A 16,166-nucleotide genomic window follows, 5' to 3' on the forward strand; every position below is an offset into this window, starting at 1 on the left:
CAGGACTTCAGCGCTTCAAGTTGCGGAACGGGTTGTTGAAGGGCTCCGGCCCCTTCTTGTCACCCGAGCCGGAAGCATTGGACCCACCGGACGACGGGCGCTGCCCGCTCGACGACGCGCTGGAGCCCGCGCCCTGCTGACGCGGCGCCGGGCCCCCCCGTCCCCCCGAGCCGCCCTGGGGACGCGTGCCCGCGCCGCCGCCGCGGTCCGTCATGCGGCCCGCGCCCGTCGCGCCCCCCACGGAGGGACGCCCCGAGGGCTGCGCCGCGGAGCCCTCCTGCACCGCGCGCACGGACAGGGCCAGGCGCTTACGCGCCAGGTCCACGGTGAGCACGCGCACCGACAGCCGGTCCCCGACCTTCACCACCTCCGACGGGTCCTTCACGAACTTCGTGGACAACTGCGACACGTGGACGAGGCCGTCCTGGTGCACGCCCACGTCGACGAACGCGCCGAACGCGGTGACGTTCGTCACCACGCCCTGGAGCACCATGCCCTCCTTCACGTCCTCCAGCGTGCGCAGGTCGTCGCGCAGCACCGGCGCCGTGAAGTCACCGCGCGGGTCGCGGCTGGGCTTCTCCAGCTCCGCGAGGATGTCCTGGAGCGTCAGCTCACCCAGGTCCGGGCCCAGGTAGCGCTTCGGGTCGATGCGCCGCACCAGTCCACTGTTGCCCACGAGCGCGCCCACCTCCACGCCCAGGTCCTTCGCCATCCGCTCGACGACGTCGTAGCGCTCCGGGTGCACCGCGCTCGCGTCCAGCGGGTGCGGCCCGTGCACGCGCAGGAAGCCCGCGGCCTGCTCGAACGTCTTGGGCCCCAGGCCGCTGACCTTCAAGAGCTCGCGGCGCGTGGTGAAGCGCCCCTTCGACGCGCGGTGCGCCACCAGCTTCTTCGCCAGCGACGGCCCCACGCCGGAGACGTGCTCCAACAACTGCGGCGACGCGGTGTTCACGTCCACGCCCACCGCGTTCACGCAACTGTCCACCACCTCGCCCAGCTTCTTCTTGAGCAGCCCCTGGTCCACGTCGTGCTGGTACTGCCCCACGCCGATGCTCTTGGGGTCGATCTTCACCAGCTCCGCCAGCGGGTCCTGGAGGCGGCGGCCAATCGACACCGCGCCGCGCAGGCTGACGTCCATCTCCGGGAACTCGTCGCGCGCGACCTCGGACGCCGAGTACACGGACGCGCCCTGCTCGCTCACCGACACCACGGGCACGTTGGCCCCCAGCGCCTTGAGCGTGTCGCGCACGAAGCCCTCCGCCTCGCGGCTGCCGGTGCCGTTGCCCACCGCGATGAGCTCCGGCTTGTGCTTCTGCACCACCGCGGACAGCAGCTTCGCCGCGCGCGCCCGCTCGTCCGCGCTGCGCTCCGAGTAGAGCGTCAGCGTCTCCACCACCGTGCCCGTGTTGTCGAGCATCGCCAGCTTGATGCCGGTGCGCAGGCCCGGGTCCAGCGCGAGCACCGCGCGGGCGCCCGCGGGCGGCGTGAGCAGCAGGTGGCGCAGGTTCTCCCCGAACACGCCGATGGCGCCCTTGTCCGCGCGCTCCTTCAGCTCCGCGCGCAGCTCCGACTCCAGCGACGGCCCCATCAGCCGCTCCCAGCCGTCCTCCACCGCCGCGCGCAGCTCCTGCGAGAACAGCGACTGCGGCTTCGTCACCACGCGCGAGGCGAGCAGCGCCGTCACCTCGTCGTCCGGCATGGCGAGCTTCACCTTCAGCACGCCCTCCTCCTCGCCGCGCAGGAGCGCCAGCACGCGGTGCGAGGGCGCCTGGGACAGCGGCTCCTCGTGGCCGTAGTAGTTCTCGAACTTGGTGGGCTCGCCCTTCTTCGCCGGCACCACGTCCGAGCGCAGCGCGCCGCGCTTCGTGCACACGTCGCGCGCCTCGCGGCGCAGCCCCGCGTCCTCGGCCACCCGCTCCGCGCAGATGTCGCGCGCGCCCGCCAGCGCCGCCGCCAGGTCCGGGACCTCCTTCTCCGCGTCCACGAACGGGCGCACGCGCGCGTCCGCGTCCTCGCCCTTGCGCCCCTCCTGCTTCCACAACAGGTCCGCCAGGGGCTCCAGCCCGCGCTCCCGGGCAATGGCCGCGCGGGTGCGGCGCTTGGGCCGGTAGGGCAGGTACAGGTCCTCCAGCTCCGTGCGCGTACGGGCCGCCTTCAGCGCCTTCTCCAGCGCCGGCGTGAGCTTCCCCTGCTCCTCGATGGAGCGGAGGATGGTCTCGCGGCGCGCGTCCAGCTCCTCGCGCTCCGTGGTCCGGTCGAGGATGGTTTGGATCTGGACCTCGTCCAGCCCTCCGGTGGCTTCCTTGCGGTAGCGCGCGATGAAGGGAACGGTGGCGCCCTCGGCGTTCAGCGCGAGGACGCGGTCCACCTGCTCGGGCCGGAGGCCCAGCTCTCGAGACAGCTCAGCGGCGTAGGAGTGCATGGCGAGCGTTTCTATAACCCGGTCCCCACGCCGCTCCCAGCCCACGTCACCCGCCCCGCCGCGCCTCCCATGTCCGGCGCGACAGGCCCCAGAATTGCTGGTCCTTGCGTTCACCATGGAGCACGCAATGCGCGTGCATCGTGCCCTCCAGGGTGAAGCCCACGTTGCGCGCCACGCCCTGCGACGCCAGGTTCTCCGACAGCGTCGTCAGCCACAGCCGCTGGAGGAAGGGCAGCTGGAAGACCTCCTCCAGCATCATCGCCACCGCGCGCGAGCCCAACCCCCGCCCGTGGTACGCCTGGGACAGCATGTAGCCCACCTGGGCCCGGCCGTGCTCGCGCGACACGTCCCGCGTGGACACGGTGCCCACGAGCGCGCCGCCGTACTCGACGAACCAGCGGAAGCCCTTCACCCGGGGCGCGCCCAGCGGCCCCGCCTCCAGCACGCGCCGCACCAGCGCCTCGCGCGAGTCGTCCTCGGTGTCCACGAAGCGCCGGGCCGCGGGCTCCGCGCGCAGCGCCATCCAGAAGTCGACATGCTCCACGCGCGCCGGGACGAGGCGGAGGTCGGAGGGGCTCATGGACCGCTCCCCTTACGCCCGGAAGACGGAGGGCCGCCACCGGAAAAAGGGGCGGCCCCTCGCGGCTCCCTCTCCCGGCGCGGCCCTCGTCACCCCGCCCGGCTGGCGAGGTGTTCCACGACGCCCGGACTACAGGCGCGTGATGTCCTCGTTGGCGATGCGGAAGTCCACGCGCGTGAACTTCGACGCCAGCTCCTCGCCGTCGCGCTTCGAGTAGTCCTTGGCCACCTCCGTGCTGGGGATGAGGTGGAAGGACGCCTGCGCCTGGGCGCCCTTGAGCTCCACCACCACGAAGCCGTGCGCGTCGCCGTTGGCGTAGCGCATGCCCGGGTTGGCCGCCATGAGCGACTCGTTGAGCTGCGCGACGATGTACTTGTACACCGCGCTGCCCTGCGCGTAGCCCGCGCCCAGCAGCGCCATGCCCGCCAGCTCCTTGATGGAGCCGGAGGTGATGGCCGGGGCCGTCAGCGTGGGCACGCCGCCGGGCACGGTCGCGTCATGCGACTCCACGGACGCGAAGGACGCGTGGATGTCGCCGGAGATGAACATCGCGTTCTTGATGTTGTTGGAGCGGATGTAGCCCAGCAGCTCCTTCTTCTTCGTGGGGAAGCCGTCCCACTGGTCCACGCTGAAGTAGAAGGCCTGGCGCAGCGTCTCGTCCGGGATGTCCGTCTTCTGCGACAGGTCGAACACCATGGACGACAGCGACACGGAGCTGACGACGATCTTCCACGTGTTCGTCGCCTGAAGCTGCGTCTGGAGCCACGTCTGCTGCTCGGTGCCCAGCGCGTTCTCGCTCGCCCCCTGCGTCGCGCCGTAGCGGATCTGCGCGTACAGGTCGAAGAGGGGCTTCACGACGATGTAGCGCGAGCCCTGGATGTTGAAGAGGGAGCTCTTGCCCATGTGCGCGTAGGCCACGCCGCGCTTCGCGCCGTTCGGGTCGAACTTCGGGATGGGCTGCGCGCCCGCCGCCACCCGCGCCTTGTTGACCGCGTCCAGCACCTGGTTGACGTAGAAGAGCGCCTGCGGCCCCTTCACCCAGACGGCCACCTTTTCCGTGGCCTCCGCCTGCGTGAGGCCCGCGGCCATGGCGCCCTGCACGTACGCGCCCTGGAGCGCCGCCTTCTGCGCCGCGTGCTCCGCCGCGTCGATGTCCACGTAGGCGAACGTGGCGGACTGGAACAGCGGCAGCGCGCCGACGACCGCCAGTACCTCCTGCGCGAGCACCACCGAACCCGGATACGCGTCCTCCGGGATGAGGTGGTCCGGACGGTACGTGCGGTAGTCGGCCACCATCAGCTTCAGGTTCTTGCCGAACTCGAAGTCGCGGTAGATGCGCGTGTTGGGGAACACCGGCGCCGCGCCCACGTCGATGGCGCCCTCGCCCGCCCCGGTGTTGTCCAGGGGGATGAACTCGAAGAAGGCCCGCTCCGCGTTCTGCTTGCGCTCCAGTTGCTCCTCGGGGGCGCGCCCGTCCAGGTACGTGGCGTTGGCGCCCCAGGCGTCGTCGGAGAACTCGTGGTCGTCCCAGGTGACGATGAACGGATAGCGCTCGTGCACCTGCTGGATGAGCTTGTCCGAGCGGACCGCCTTGTACAGGTCGCGGTAGTTGGACAGCGAGTTGGCCGCATAGAACGCCGCCAGGCCGGTGCCCTGTCGAAGCGCCTTCTCCGGCTCGCTGAACACCACCGTGCGCTGGCCGTTGGCGGACTGGAAGGACGTGTCGCCCGTCGTCTCGTACACGTAGTCGCCGAGGAACACGACGAAGTCCAGGTCCTCGTCGAGCTGCAGCAGCCGCTGCCAGGCGTTGTAGTAGCGGCCGATGTAGTCCTGGCAGCTCGCGAACGCGAAGCGCACCGCCACGTCGTCACCCGCCGCGGGCGCCGTGCGGGTGCGCCCCGTGGCCGACGTGTACTTCGTGCCGCCCACCTCCAGGGTGAAGCGGTAGTAGTACGTGGTGCGCGGCGACAGGTTCGTCACCTTCACCTTCAGTGCATGGTCGTGCTCCGCCAGCGCCGTGAAGCTCCGGTCCAACACCAGGCTGGTGAACTCCGCCGTGGTGGCCACCTCCAGCCGCACCGGCGCGTTGGCGCTCGCGTTGTCGGGGTCCACCGCGCGGACCCACAGCACCACGCTGTCCGGACGCGGGTCCCCCGACGCCACCGACTGAGGGAAGTACGACGAGCCATCCGCGGACGGCTTGTCGTCCGAGCACCCGAACGTGGTGCTGGCCGCGACGGCCACCACGGCCTGCAGGAAGGTGCGGCGAGTCTGTCTGTCGAACAAGGCGGGACCCCAGGGGTTTGAGCACGGCCTCAAGAAGCCGCGCGCGCGGAGTCTAAGGCGCCCATCCGTCCGCCCGGCAACATCCCCGCCACGCCCAAGCCACAACGCGACGTGTCAGGCATTGGCGCCTGTCGAAACACGTCGAAAAGAAACAGGGGCCGCCCTGCCCGCATGGGAGGACGACCCCAGGTCCTGGACGCCGGAGGAGGGCGTCGCCGGCTACTTCACGGCCTTCACGCGCTGGCGCTTCTCGCTCGCGCCCTCTGCGGGGGCCTCCTCGGCGGCGGGCGCCGCGGCGGCCTGGCCCTTCGCGATGCCGTACTTCTCCAGCACGCGCGACTCGATGTCGCGAGCCACCTCCGGGTGCTCCTTGAGGTAGTCCTTCGCGTTCTCCCGGCCCTGGCCGATGCGCTCCCCGTTGAAGGAGAACCAACTGCCGCTCTTCTCCACGATGTTGTCGTTGGAGGCCAGGTCGATGAGGTCGCCCTCACGGGAGATGCCCGTGCCGTACATGATGTCGAACTCCACCTCCTTGAAGGGAGGCGCGACCTTGTTCTTCACCACCTTCACGCGGGTGCGGCTGCCCACCACATTCTCGCCGTTCTTGATGGCGCCGATGCGGCGGATGTCCAGGCGCTGCGACGCGTAGAACTTCAGCGCGTTACCGCCCGTCGTCGTCTCCGGGTTGCCGAACATCACGCCGATCTTCATGCGGATCTGGTTGATGAAGATGACGCACGTCTGGCTCTTGGCGATGGTGCCGGTCAGCTTGCGCAACGCCTGGCTCATCAGGCGGGCCTGCACGCCCATGTGCGCGTCGCCCATCTCGCCCTCGAGCTCCGCCTTGGGGACGAGCGCCGCCACGGAGTCGACCACCAGCACGTCGATGGCGCCCGAGCGGACCAGCATCTCGGCGATCTCCAGCGCCTGCTCACCGGTGTCCGGCTGGCTCAGGAGCAGGTCGTCCGTGCGCACGCCCAGCTTGCGCGCGTAGCCCACGTCCAGCGCGTGCTCGGCGTCCACGTACCCGCAGATGCCGCCGCGCTTCTGGGCCTCCGCGACGATGTGGAGGCAGAGCGTCGTCTTGCCGGAGGACTCCGGGCCGAAGATCTCGATGATGCGGCCCTTGGGGACGCCACCCACGCCCAGCGCGATGTCCAGCGAGATGGACCCCGTCGAAATGGCCTGAACGTCCCGCATCAGCGGCTCGTCGTTGCCGAGCCGCATGATGGACCCCTTGCCGAACTGGCGCTCCACCGCGGACATCGCCAGCTCGATCGCCTTTTCCTTCTCCTGATTCACGGCCATTTCTCTCGGCTCCTTGTATTGGCGAGCCACCCCGGCTCACCTGAACGCGCTTTTAGTACGCGATGGGTAGACCCTAGTCCACCCCTCTGACATCCTTGTTGCGTCCTGCCGGTCAGCCCTTGCGCAGAGCAGCCAGGAGGGCGGCCACCATGGCGGCTACACCCACCCACACGCCCCCCGAAATCCCGGTGGACCCCAGGGCCAGCAGCAGCCCGCAGCCGGCCACCAGGGCCAGCAGGCTGAAGCCCACCCGGTACACGGGAGTCCCCGGTGGGGCAAGCCACAAGGCCAGCATGGCGAGCGCGGACAAGCCCACCTGCACGGTCACCCCATCCTCCACCGGCCCCTTGCGCAGCACCTCCTCCACGACCTGGGCGACGACGCCCGCGCCGAAGACGATGGCGGGCACCCCGCGGCCGATGTCGAGCGCCATCCGGGGGCCGGAGGAGTGCATCGCCTTGTTGGCGCGCAGGTGCTTGAGGTCGTCGGGCTCCACCTCCAGGGCGTAGGGGAACCCCAGGCAGAGCAGCGCCTCCACGGCGACCGCGCGGCACGAGCGGCCCTGCGCGTCCACCAGCCCCTCCAGCCGGCCTCCGCCCAGCAGTTGGTGGAGGGTGTCCGCCACCTGCCGTCCCCCGTCGCCGGTCGCCATCCGCGCCAGGACCTCGTTCAGGCGGGTGGCGGCCTCGGCGCGCTCCGGCTCCGGGGCCCGGAGGGCCTGCTCCACGTGGACGAGGACGGGCAGCGGCAGCTCCACCCGGGGTGTGGAGATGGGAGGTGGCTCGGTGACGGCGGGGGCCCAGGCGGCCAGGTCGGTCACGCGCTCCTCGTCCGGAGCGCCGTCCGGGAGGGGCCTGGGAGGGTGGGTGCGAGAGGCGTCCGACACGGGGAGACTGTACCCACGGCCCCGGTCGCGATTCAAAGCGAAGGGCGGCGCGCAACTTCTGGCGGGCTCCCGGGTTGAAGGACACCGTGGACGAGGATTCGGACGCACAGGCGATGCTGAAGGTGGCCGCGGGGGACCGCCGGGCGTTCGCCTGGCTGTTCGACCGCTACCATGCGAGCGTGGCGCGCTTCGCCTTCCGCTTCGTGGGGGACCGGGAGCGCGCGGAGGAGCTGACGCAGGACATCTTCGTGAAGCTCTACCGCAACGCGAAGGCGTACCAGCCCACCGCGCGCTTCAAGACGTTCCTGTTCCGGGTCGCCACCAACCACTGCCTCAACGAGGTCCGGCGCGGAGAGTACCGGGTGGCCCACACGTCCATGGAGACCCCGGAGGGGGATGAGGCCGGCGCGGTGGAGATGGCGGGCCCGGACGGGGACAGGCCGGACCAGGCGCTGGCGGGGCGGGAGCTGGAGCGGGTGGTGGGCGAGGCGCTGCGGGACCTGAGTGCCCGGGAGCGCGCGGCCTTCACCATGTGCCGCTTCGAGGGCATGGCGTACCGGGACATCGCGGAGGTGCTGGAGGCGAGCGAGTCCGCGGTGAAGAGCCTCATCCACCGCGCGACGCTGGCGGTGGCGCGAAGGATTGAAGAGCTGCAGGCGGGCGCGGTCCCCGCGAGGAGCAGGGCATGAGCTGTCATTTCGAGGAAGACCTCACCGCCTACGTGGACGAGGAGCTGCCCGCCGCCCGGCGCGCGCAGGTGGAGGCCCACCTGGGCACCTGCGCCGGCTGCCGCGCGACGGAGGGCCTCCTGCGGCACGCGGTGGCGCGGCTGGCGGAGCTGCCGGACTTCGCGCCGTCGGCGGACACGCGGCGCGCGGTGCTGGCGAGGCTGGACGCGCTGCCCGTCCCCTGGTGGGAGCGGCTGAAGGCGTGGTGGCGTCCGGCGGTGCTGGTGCCCTCGGCGGGGCTGGCCGCGGCGGTGGGGCTGGCGCTGGTGGTGGGGGGGCCGGCGCGGGAGGCGCTGCCGGAGGAGTTGGAGGACGCGACGGAGATGGAGCTGGTGGCGAACCTGGAGCTGGTCGAGGACTACGAGCTCGTCGGGCTCGACGACGCGGACGACCTGGAGGTCGTGGCGAGCCTCCACGAGCTGGAGGTGGCGCAATGAACGCGCGGGCATGGGTGACGCTGGGGTTGGGAGTGGCGCTGCTGACGGGCGCGACGGCGCGCGCGGAGACGGAGCGCCCGCTGACGGCGGCCGAGCGCTTCGAGAAGATGACGCCGGAGCAGAAGGACGCGCTGCGCGCGAAGCTGCGTGAGTTCAAGGCGCTGCCCCGCGACGAGCAGGTCCGCATCCGCGGCAACATGGAGCGCTGGCGCAAGCTGCCTCCCGAGGAGCGCGAGCGCCTGCGGGCCAACCAGCGCGAGCTGCGCAAGCTCAGCCCCGCCGAGCGGAAGGTGTTGCGCGAGCAGGCCCGCGAGCTGCGGCAGATGGACCCGGAGCGGCGCACGGCGATGCGCGAGCGGATGCGCGCCTGGATGCGGGAGAACCCGGACAAGCGCGAGCAGATGATGGAGAACATGCGCCGCTGGCGGCAGATGACGCCGGAGCAGCGGCAGGAGCTGCGCGAGCGCGTGCGCGAGAGGCGCCGCCGGTGAGCCGCGCCGCCTGGATGTGGCTGCTCGTCGCGGTCGCCGGAGCCATGCCGGCGTCCGCACGGGCAGCGGCGGTGGGCGACGGGAGCCTGTCTCCAAGACGGGACGCCCTCGCCACACCGCCTGTGCCCGGCCTCTCCGAGCCGGGACGGCCGGACCTCGCCGCATCGTCCAGGTCCAGCCTCCGCGAGCCGGCACGGAGGGACCTCACCGCGCCGTCCGTGCTCGCGCAGCAGCAGGCGCGCCCCGGCTCCGACACACCGCCCCCACCGCCGCTCCCCGCCAAGCCGCCGGCCCGCGGCGAATCCCACCGCCCCGCGCCCCAACTGTCCGAGGAGGACCGCGAGGTGGTGGAGGAGCTGGAGCTCCTGGAGAGCATGGACGCGGCCGAGGACCTGGAGGTGCTCCTCGAGCTGTCCGCCCAGGACTGACGCCGGTCCGCGGGAACGACGAAGCCCGGGTCCCTCGGAGGAGGTGCCCGGGCTTCGGTGCTTCACCCCGCGTCGCGGGTCGGGCGCGCTACTCCACCGTCACGCTCTTGGCGAGGTTGCGCGGCTGGTCCACGTCGTTCCCGCGCATCTCCGCCACGTGGTACGCGAGCAACTGCAGCGGGATGGTGGCCACCACCGGCGCCAGCAGCGCGCACGCGGCCGGAATCCGGATGACGTGGTCGGCCAGCCCGCCCACCTGCGCGTCGTCCTCGTCGATGACGGCGATGACCTTGCCGCCCCGCGCGCGGACCTCCTCGATGTTGCCGATGATCTTCTCGTAGGCCACGTGCGGCTGCTTCGGCGCGATGACCACGACGGGCATCTTCTCGTCGATGAGCGCGATGGGGCCGTGCTTCATCTCGCCACCCGCGTAACCCTCCGCGTGGATGTAGGAGATCTCCTTCAGCTTGAGCGCGCCCTCCAGCGCCACCGGGTGCATGGGGCCGCGGCCCAGGAAGAGGAAGTCCTGCGCGTTCATGAACTCACGCGCCACGCGCTTGACGGTCGGCTCGCACTTGAGCACGTCCTCGATCATCTTCGGAATCTCGGTCAGGTGCGTCAGGTGCTCCTGCGCCGCCTTCACGGAGAGGGTGCCGCGCATGCGGCCCAGCTTGACCGCCAGCAGGTACAGCGCGACCAGTTGCGTGGTGAACGCCTTGGTGGACGCCACGCCGATCTCCGGCCCCGCGTTCGTCAGGACGGAGAACTCCGCCTCGCGCGTCATCGCGCTGCCGATGACGTTGCAGATGGCCATCGCCGAGGCCCCGCGCGACTTGGCCTCCTTGAACGCCGCCAGCGTGTCCGCCGTCTCGCCGGACTGGCTGATGGCGATGGCCAGGTGCGACGCGTCCACGATGGGGTCGCGGTAGCGGAACTCGCTCGCCAACTCCACCTCCACCGGCAGGCGCGCCAGCGTTTCGATCATGTGCTTGCCGGCGATGCCCGAGTGCCACGACGTGCCGCACGCGAGCAGGGTGATCTTGCTCAGCGAGCGCACCTTCTCCGGCGTCAGGTTCCAGCCCTCGAAGTGGACGTCACCCTCGGTCAGGAGCATCCGGCCGCGCAGCGTGTCCGCGACCGCGCGGGGCTGCTCCCAGATCTCCTTGTGCATGAAGTGCTTGTGGCCGCCCTTCTCCGCCATCATCGGCGTCCAGTCGATGCGGCGGGTGGGCCGGTTCACCTGCTGGCCCTGGCGGTTGTAGATGTCCACGCGGGAGGCGCTGACGATGGCCAGGTCGCCCTCCTCCATGTAGACGAAGTCGCGCGTGTGCTCGAGCACCGCCGGCACGTCGCTGGCGATGAAGTTCTGCCCCTCACCCAGGCCCAGCACCATGGGCGACGCGTTCTTCGTGCACACGATGCGGTTGGGGTCCGCCGCCGTCACCACCGCCAGCGCGTACGTGCCCTTCACCTGCTCGATGGCGCCGCGCACCGCGTCCGGCAGGTCCTTGCCCTGCTCCAACTGGTCGGAGATGAGGTGCGCGAACACCTCCGTGTCCGTCTCCGACGAGAAGACGTGGCCCCGGGCGCGAAGCTGCTCCTTGAGCGCCAGGTGGTTCTCGATGATGCCGTTGTGCACCACCGCGACGTTCTTGTACGTGTGAGGATGCGCGTTCTCGTCGGAGGGACGGCCGTGCGTCGCCCAGCGCGTGTGGCCGATGCCGATGGTGCCCTGCGGCTGGTCCGCCACCACCCGGTTCTCGAGGTTGCGCAGCTTGCCCGTCGCGCGCACCACGTTGAGCTGGTTGCGGCTCACCACCGCCACACCCGCCGAGTCATATCCCCGGTACTCGAGCTTCTTCAGGCCCGAAACGAGGATGGGAGCAGACTCCTTGTCACCGACGTAACCAACGATCCCGCACATATTCAGACCTCTCTCTCACGCCCGCGCCCGCCGGAGCAAACCGAGGGATACCCATACTTCTCCGGAGACGGCTGTCAGGCCGTCCCCCAAGCAAGAGCCACGCCGCGCTCAACCACCCTTCGCCGCGCGACGCGCCTTCTTCGCCGCCACCCAGCCTTCCTTCGTCACCTGTGGCGCGCGTGACACAGCGAGGCTTCCCGGCGGCACATTCTTCGTCACCGTGGTCCCCGCCCCCACGTACGCCCCATCCCCCACCGTCACCGGCGCCACCAGCTGGGTGTCGGAGCCGATGAAGACCCCATCGCCCAGCTCGGTCAGGCTCTTGTTCACCCCGTCATAGTTACAGGTGATGGTGCCCGCGCCGATGTTGCAGCCAGCCCCCACCTTGGCGTCCCCCAGATAAGTCAGGTGGTTGGCCTTGGACCCCTTGCCGATCTGCGCCTTCTTCGTCTCCACGAAGTTGCCCAGATGCACATCCTCTGCCAGCTCCGTTCCGGGACGCAGGCGGGAGAACGGGCCGATGATGTTCCGCTCGCCCACGCGCGCCTCCTCCAGCACGGAGTAGGGCTTGAGTGTCGTGCCGTCCGCCACCGTGGAGGCCGTCACCACGCACCCCGGTCCGATGACGACGTTGCGACCCACCACCGTCCCCGTGGACAGCACCACGCCGGGACCCACCTCGGTGTCGGCGCCGACCACCACGTCCTCGTCGATGAACGTCGTGTCCGGGTCCACCAGCGTCACGCCGGCGCGCATGTGCGCCTGGTTGATGCGCCGCTGGAGCACCTTGGCGCGCGCGGCCAGCTCGACGCGATCATTCACGCCCGCCGTCTCCGTGGCGTCCCCCTCCACCGTGCCCACCGGCCCCTCGCGGGCCGCCAGCTCCACCAGGTCCGTCAGGTAGTACTCACCCTGGGCGTTGTTCGGCTTTATCTGCGCCAGGGCCTTCCACAGGAAGTCGGCGTCGACGGAGTAGATGCCCGCGTTGCACTCGCGGATGGCGCGCTGCTCCGGCGTGGCGTCCTTCTGCTCCACCACCCGGACCACCTTGCCGCCCTCGCGCAGGATGCGGCCGTAGCCGGTGGGGTCCTCGAGCACCGTGGACACCAACGCCAGCTTGCCTCCCGCCCGGTCGTGCGCGGCCAGCAGCGCCTCCAGCGTCTCGCGCCGCAAGAGCGGCACGTCGCCGTAGAGGATGAGCACCCGCCCGGAGAACCCCTTCAGGGACTCCTCGGCCGCGCGGACCGCGTCGGCCGTGCCCCGTTGCTCCTTCTGGAGCGCGAAGCGCAGGGGCGCTCCGGGGAAGTGTCCCCGGACCGACTTCTCGACACTTTCAGCCTGGTGCCCCACCACCGGCACCACCAGGGAGGCGCCGAGCTCGAGGGCTCGCTTCAGGGGATACGCACACAGGGGCTTGCCGAGAATCGCGTGAAGGACCTTCGCCTTCTCCGACTTCATCCGCGTGCCCTTGCCCGCACACAGCACCACCGCCGACAGAGCTGTCATGCGGCGGAGGATTAGGGACAGCGAATCGAGTCGTCAACCGCGCGGGGCTCCGAAGCCTCGGAGGTGTTCTCGGGTTGCGGCTTCGCGCTGACCGCCACACACAACGCATTGCTCTTCACGGTGATGCCGAAGCTGGGCTTGAGGAAGAGCGTGACCCGCCCGGAGGGTGGGACCGACCCGGGTCGCGGCGTCTTCTCGCGCGTGGCCGACGTGCTCATGGGCTCCCCCAGACTCGCTTCATGATGGGGGAAGGATGCACCCTCTCGAAAAACAATCCAAGAGGAAAAATTCTGCCGAGTTGAAATCATGGCCCGGTGCGGACAGTTCGTGCATACCGGGAGAGGTGTAGTCGGTGAGGCGCCCCCGAGTCCCGGCCCTGAGGTGTGGGTAAGTGTCCGCCGGGTAACACACCCGCCACGCGGAAAGCCAGTGACAAGGTATTGATTGCGGCCCGAGGAGGGCTGGATTCGTGAACGACACGAGCGTCGAGAAGCACGTCCCTGGCGTGAGGCGGACGGGGGTGGCGGTTCGGGTGCTGGCCGTGGCGGTGGTGCTGATGGCGTGCGTGGCGCACGCGGCGCGGCCCTACCGGGGCGGCGCGGTGGCCACGGCGTATCCGGCGGCGAGCGAGGCCGCGCTGAAGATGCTGGACAAGGGCGGCAACGCGGTGGACGCCGCGGTGGCGGCGGCGTTCGTGGCGGCGGTGGTGGGTCCGTACCACTCCGGCGTGGGTGGCGGCGGCTTCGCCCTGGTGCACGACGGGAAGGGCGGCCAGACGCGGGTGCTGGACTTCCGCGAGGTGGCGCCCAGGGCGGCCACGCGGGACATGTATCTCCGGGACGGCAAGGTGGTGCCGGGCCTGTCCACGGACGGCGCGCTGAGCGTGGCGGTGCCGGGGGCGGTGGCCGGCTACCTGGAGCTGCTCGAGAAGCACGGCAAGCTGCCGCGCGCCGTGGTGCTGGCGCCGGCCATCGAGGCGGCGCGCAAGGGGCTGTGGGTGACGCCGCGCTACCGCGCCATGGCCACCGGGCGGTTGGAGTGCCTGCGCAAGGACCCGGAGGCCTCGCGGCTGTTCCTGGTGAAGAACGCGCAGGGCGAGCCGGACGTGCCGCCGGTGGGCCACCTCGTGAAGCAGCCGGAGCTGGCGCGCACGCTGACGACGCTCTCCCAGCGCGGCGCCAAGGGCTTCTATTCGGGCGCGGTGGCCCAGGCCGTCGTCGACACGGTGAAGGCGGGCGGCGGCCTGCTGACGCTGGAGGACCTGGCGACGTACAAGACGCGCCCGCGCGAGGCGCTGGAGGGCCACTACCGCGGCCACCGCATCCTCACCATGCCCCCGCCCAGCGCGGGCGGCGTGGCGGTGCTCCAGGTGCTGGGCGCGCTGGAGCAGCTGCGGCCCCAGGGCTTCGCCTTCCGCGACCCGGAGGCGCTGCACCTCTACGTGGAGGCGGTGCGGCGCGCGTACGTGGACCGCGCCAAGTACCTGGGCGACCCGGACTTCTCGGACGTGCCCACCGCGCGGCTGGTGTCGCCGGGCCACATCGCGGACCTGGCGGGCTCCATCGACCCGAAGAAGGCCACGCCCAGCCTGTCGCTGCTGCCGCAGGCCAACGCGGGCCAGGGCTCCACGCTGCGCGAGGCGCCGGGTCCGTTGACGCCGGAGCCGGAGCGCAAGAACACCACGCACATCTCCGTCGTGGACAAGGACGGCAACGCGGTGGCGATGACGACGACCATCAACTACAGCTTCGGCTCGTGCGTCGTCGCCAAGGGCACCGGCGTGCTGCTCAACGACGAGATGGACGACTTCGCCGCGCAGCCGGGCGTGCCCAACGCGTACGGGCTCGTCACGGGCGAGCCCAACGCCGTCCACCCGGGCAAGGTGCCCCAGTCCTCCATGTCCCCCACGCTGGTGTTCAGCAAGGAGGACCCCAAGAAGGTCCTGCTCGCGGTGGGCAGCCCGGGCGGCTCCACCATCCCCACCACCGTCATCCAGGTCATCAGCAACGTCGTGGACGGCGGCATGGACGTGGCGCGCGCGGTGAACGAGGGCCGCGTGCACCACCAGTACCTCCCCGACGAGCTGTGGGTGGACAGGTTCGGACTGGAGCCGGCCACGCTGACCACGCTGCAGACCAAGGGGCACCAGGTGCGACGCGTGGAGCAGTGGGGGGACGCGGAGGCGGTGTACGTGGACCCGACGACGGGCCTGCGCTTCTCCGCGAGCGACCCTCGCAACGAGGGCATGGCCCTGGGACAGGACTGAGCGCCGTGGCCGAGCCCCTCCCCATCTTCGACGCGCACCTGCACCCCGAGGGCCTGAGCGACCAGGACCTGGAGTCGATGCGCTTCTTCGGGGTGGAGCGGGCGCTCGTCGTCGCGCACCACTTCCCGGAGCCCACGTCCAAGGCGCTGCTGCGCCACTTCGACGACCTGGTGGAGCGCCAGTTGCCCCGCCTGGAGCGCGTGGGCATCCGCGCCTGGGCGGCCCTGGGCGTCCACCCGCGCTGCATCCCCCGGCGCGGCCTGTCCGAGGTCCTCTCCGCCCTGCCCGACTACTTCCAGGGCGGCCGCGTCGTGGCGCTGGGCGAGACGGGCCTGCACGCGGGCGGCGAGGAGGAGGAGGAGGCGTTCCTGGAGCAGTTGGCCCTGGCCCGGCGCCTGAAGCTGCGCGTCATCGTCCACACGCCGCTGACCGACAAGGAGCGCCACACCCGCCGCATCCTCACGCTGCTCAAGCAGTCCGGCGTCGTGCCCTCGCGCGTGCTCGTGGACCACGCCAGCGCGCGCACCGTGCGCACCATCCTCGAGGTGGGCCACTGGGCCGGCCTCACCCTGCACCCGGAGGCGCTCGCGGCCGAGCGCGCCGTGGCCCTGGTGCGCCGGCTCGGCAGCGAGCGGCTGGTGCTCGACTCCGACGCGGGAGACGGCGCCGGCGACATCCTCGGCCTGGCCCGCGTGGCCAACCTCCTGGCCAAGGCCAACCTCTCCGAGCGCATCGTCCGCCGCGTCGCCCGCGACAACGCCTCCCGCTTCTTCCAGGTGGCGGCCTGAGCCGTCCGGACACCCATTGACTCCGCCCGCACCGCCCGCCTCCCCGCGAGAGCGTGTCTGGACGGCAGTTTTCAACTAGAACGAAATATTGCAACAAAACAAGCCCCTGTCCGTCA

Annotated in this window: 14 protein-coding genes; 6 read left to right on the plus strand and 8 right to left on the minus strand. The window is 70.8% G+C overall.

What is annotated here, in order from left to right; translation table 11 throughout:
- Nucleotides 1-7 precede the first annotated feature (7 nt).
- The 5 genes from LZ198_RS24335 to LZ198_RS24355 all read right to left on the minus strand — a co-directional run bounded on the left by LZ198_RS24335 (nucleotide 8) and on the right by LZ198_RS24355 (nucleotide 7,416).
- A complete protein-coding gene (locus LZ198_RS24335; RefSeq protein WP_253974420.1) occupies nucleotides 8-2,422 on the minus strand; it encodes a Tex family protein in 2,415 nt (804 codons plus the stop codon).
- Between the two features lie 46 nt (nucleotides 2,423-2,468).
- Nucleotides 2,469-3,002, minus strand: coding sequence for a GNAT family N-acetyltransferase (locus tag LZ198_RS24340; protein WP_253974421.1), 534 nt, complete (start codon nucleotides 3,000-3,002; stop codon nucleotides 2,469-2,471).
- A gap of 129 nt (nucleotides 3,003-3,131) precedes the next feature.
- Nucleotides 3,132-5,288: an alkaline phosphatase D family protein gene (locus LZ198_RS24345; protein WP_253974422.1), complete on the minus strand. Its 2,157-nt coding sequence runs from the start codon at nucleotides 5,286-5,288 to the stop codon at nucleotides 3,132-3,134.
- A gap of 219 nt (nucleotides 5,289-5,507) precedes the next feature.
- Entirely contained in the window at nucleotides 5,508-6,596 is a 1,089-nt protein-coding gene (gene recA / locus LZ198_RS24350; protein ID WP_253974423.1) for a recombinase RecA, read from the minus strand.
- 112 nt (nucleotides 6,597-6,708) lie between these two features.
- On the minus strand, nucleotides 6,709-7,416 hold the full coding sequence (locus tag LZ198_RS24355) for a hypothetical protein (protein WP_253974424.1): 708 nt from the start codon (nucleotides 7,414-7,416) through the stop codon (nucleotides 6,709-6,711).
- 152 nt (nucleotides 7,417-7,568) lie between these two features.
- On the opposite strand from LZ198_RS24355, the gene LZ198_RS24360 reads away from it, so the two are divergent.
- From LZ198_RS24360 to LZ198_RS24375, 4 genes are read left to right on the plus strand one after another with little or no spacing between them, the layout of a single operon-like run.
- Complete coding sequence (locus LZ198_RS24360) at nucleotides 7,569-8,171, plus strand: RNA polymerase sigma factor (protein ID WP_253974425.1); 603 nt, start codon at nucleotides 7,569-7,571, stop codon at nucleotides 8,169-8,171.
- Nucleotides 8,168-8,647: an anti-sigma factor family protein gene (locus LZ198_RS24365; RefSeq protein WP_253974426.1), complete on the plus strand. Its 480-nt coding sequence runs from the start codon at nucleotides 8,168-8,170 to the stop codon at nucleotides 8,645-8,647. The genes LZ198_RS24360 and LZ198_RS24365 overlap by 4 nt, the downstream gene beginning before the upstream one ends.
- Nucleotides 8,644-9,138, plus strand: coding sequence for a DUF3106 domain-containing protein (locus tag LZ198_RS24370; RefSeq protein WP_253974427.1), 495 nt, complete (start codon nucleotides 8,644-8,646; stop codon nucleotides 9,136-9,138). Before LZ198_RS24365 ends, LZ198_RS24370 begins: the two co-directional genes overlap by 4 nt.
- Complete coding sequence (locus tag LZ198_RS24375; protein WP_253974428.1) at nucleotides 9,135-9,566, plus strand: hypothetical protein; 432 nt, start codon at nucleotides 9,135-9,137, stop codon at nucleotides 9,564-9,566. Before LZ198_RS24370 ends, LZ198_RS24375 begins: the two co-directional genes overlap by 4 nt.
- An 88-nt stretch (nucleotides 9,567-9,654) precedes the next feature.
- On the opposite strand, the gene glmS is transcribed toward LZ198_RS24375, so the two are convergent.
- From glmS to LZ198_RS24390, 3 genes are all read right to left on the minus strand, one after another.
- Nucleotides 9,655-11,490: a glutamine--fructose-6-phosphate transaminase (isomerizing) gene (glmS, locus tag LZ198_RS24380; protein ID WP_253974429.1), complete on the minus strand. Its 1,836-nt coding sequence runs from the start codon at nucleotides 11,488-11,490 to the stop codon at nucleotides 9,655-9,657.
- 108 nt (nucleotides 11,491-11,598) lie between these two features.
- Nucleotides 11,599-13,008 carry a bifunctional UDP-N-acetylglucosamine diphosphorylase/glucosamine-1-phosphate N-acetyltransferase GlmU gene (glmU, locus tag LZ198_RS24385; RefSeq protein ID WP_253974452.1) on the minus strand — a complete coding sequence of 470 codons (1,410 nt, stop codon included), beginning with the start codon at nucleotides 13,006-13,008 and terminating at the stop codon, nucleotides 11,599-11,601.
- Nucleotides 13,008-13,214, minus strand: coding sequence for a hypothetical protein (locus LZ198_RS24390; protein WP_253974430.1), 207 nt, complete (start codon nucleotides 13,212-13,214; stop codon nucleotides 13,008-13,010). Before LZ198_RS24390 ends, glmU begins: the two co-directional genes overlap by 1 nt.
- Before the next feature lie 338 nt (nucleotides 13,215-13,552).
- Here LZ198_RS24390 and ggt point away from each other — a divergent pair, with 338 nt between their 5' ends.
- Together ggt and LZ198_RS24400 are read left to right on the plus strand one after the other, a co-directional pair.
- A complete protein-coding gene (gene ggt, locus LZ198_RS24395) occupies nucleotides 13,553-15,262 on the plus strand; it encodes a gamma-glutamyltransferase (protein WP_253974453.1) in 1,710 nt (569 codons plus the stop codon).
- Nucleotides 15,263-15,267: 5 nt separating this feature from the next.
- On the plus strand, nucleotides 15,268-16,050 hold the full coding sequence (locus LZ198_RS24400; protein ID WP_253974431.1) for a TatD family hydrolase: 783 nt from the start codon (nucleotides 15,268-15,270) through the stop codon (nucleotides 16,048-16,050).
- Nucleotides 16,051-16,166: the final 116 nt, after the last annotated feature.

Source organism: Myxococcus dinghuensis, assembly GCF_024198235.1.
In the GTDB taxonomy this organism is placed as follows: Bacteria; Myxococcota; Myxococcia; order Myxococcales; family Myxococcaceae; genus Myxococcus; species Myxococcus dinghuensis.

Bases quoted from the DNA above. Each gene is read 5' to 3' on its own strand.
- LZ198_RS24340 (WP_253974421.1), bottom strand. From the start codon at position 3,002: ATGAGCCCCTCCGACCTCCGCCTCGTCCCGGCGCGCGTGGAGCATGTC.
- LZ198_RS24365 (WP_253974426.1), top strand. From the start codon at position 8,168: ATGAGCTGTCATTTCGAGGAAGACCTCACCGCCTACGTGGACGAGGAG.
- LZ198_RS24370 (WP_253974427.1), top strand. From the start codon at position 8,644: ATGAACGCGCGGGCATGGGTGACGCTGGGGTTGGGAGTGGCGCTGCTG.
- LZ198_RS24390 (WP_253974430.1), bottom strand. From the start codon at position 13,214: ATGAGCACGTCGGCCACGCGCGAGAAGACGCCGCGACCCGGGTCGGTC.
- LZ198_RS24335 (WP_253974420.1), bottom strand. From the start codon at position 2,422: ATGCACTCCTACGCCGCTGAGCTGTCTCGAGAGCTGGGCCTCCGGCCC.
- ggt (WP_253974453.1), top strand. From the start codon at position 13,553: ATGGCGTGCGTGGCGCACGCGGCGCGGCCCTACCGGGGCGGCGCGGTG.
- recA (WP_253974423.1), bottom strand. From the start codon at position 6,596: ATGGCCGTGAATCAGGAGAAGGAAAAGGCGATCGAGCTGGCGATGTCC.
- glmS (WP_253974429.1), bottom strand. From the start codon at position 11,490: ATGTGCGGGATCGTTGGTTACGTCGGTGACAAGGAGTCTGCTCCCATC.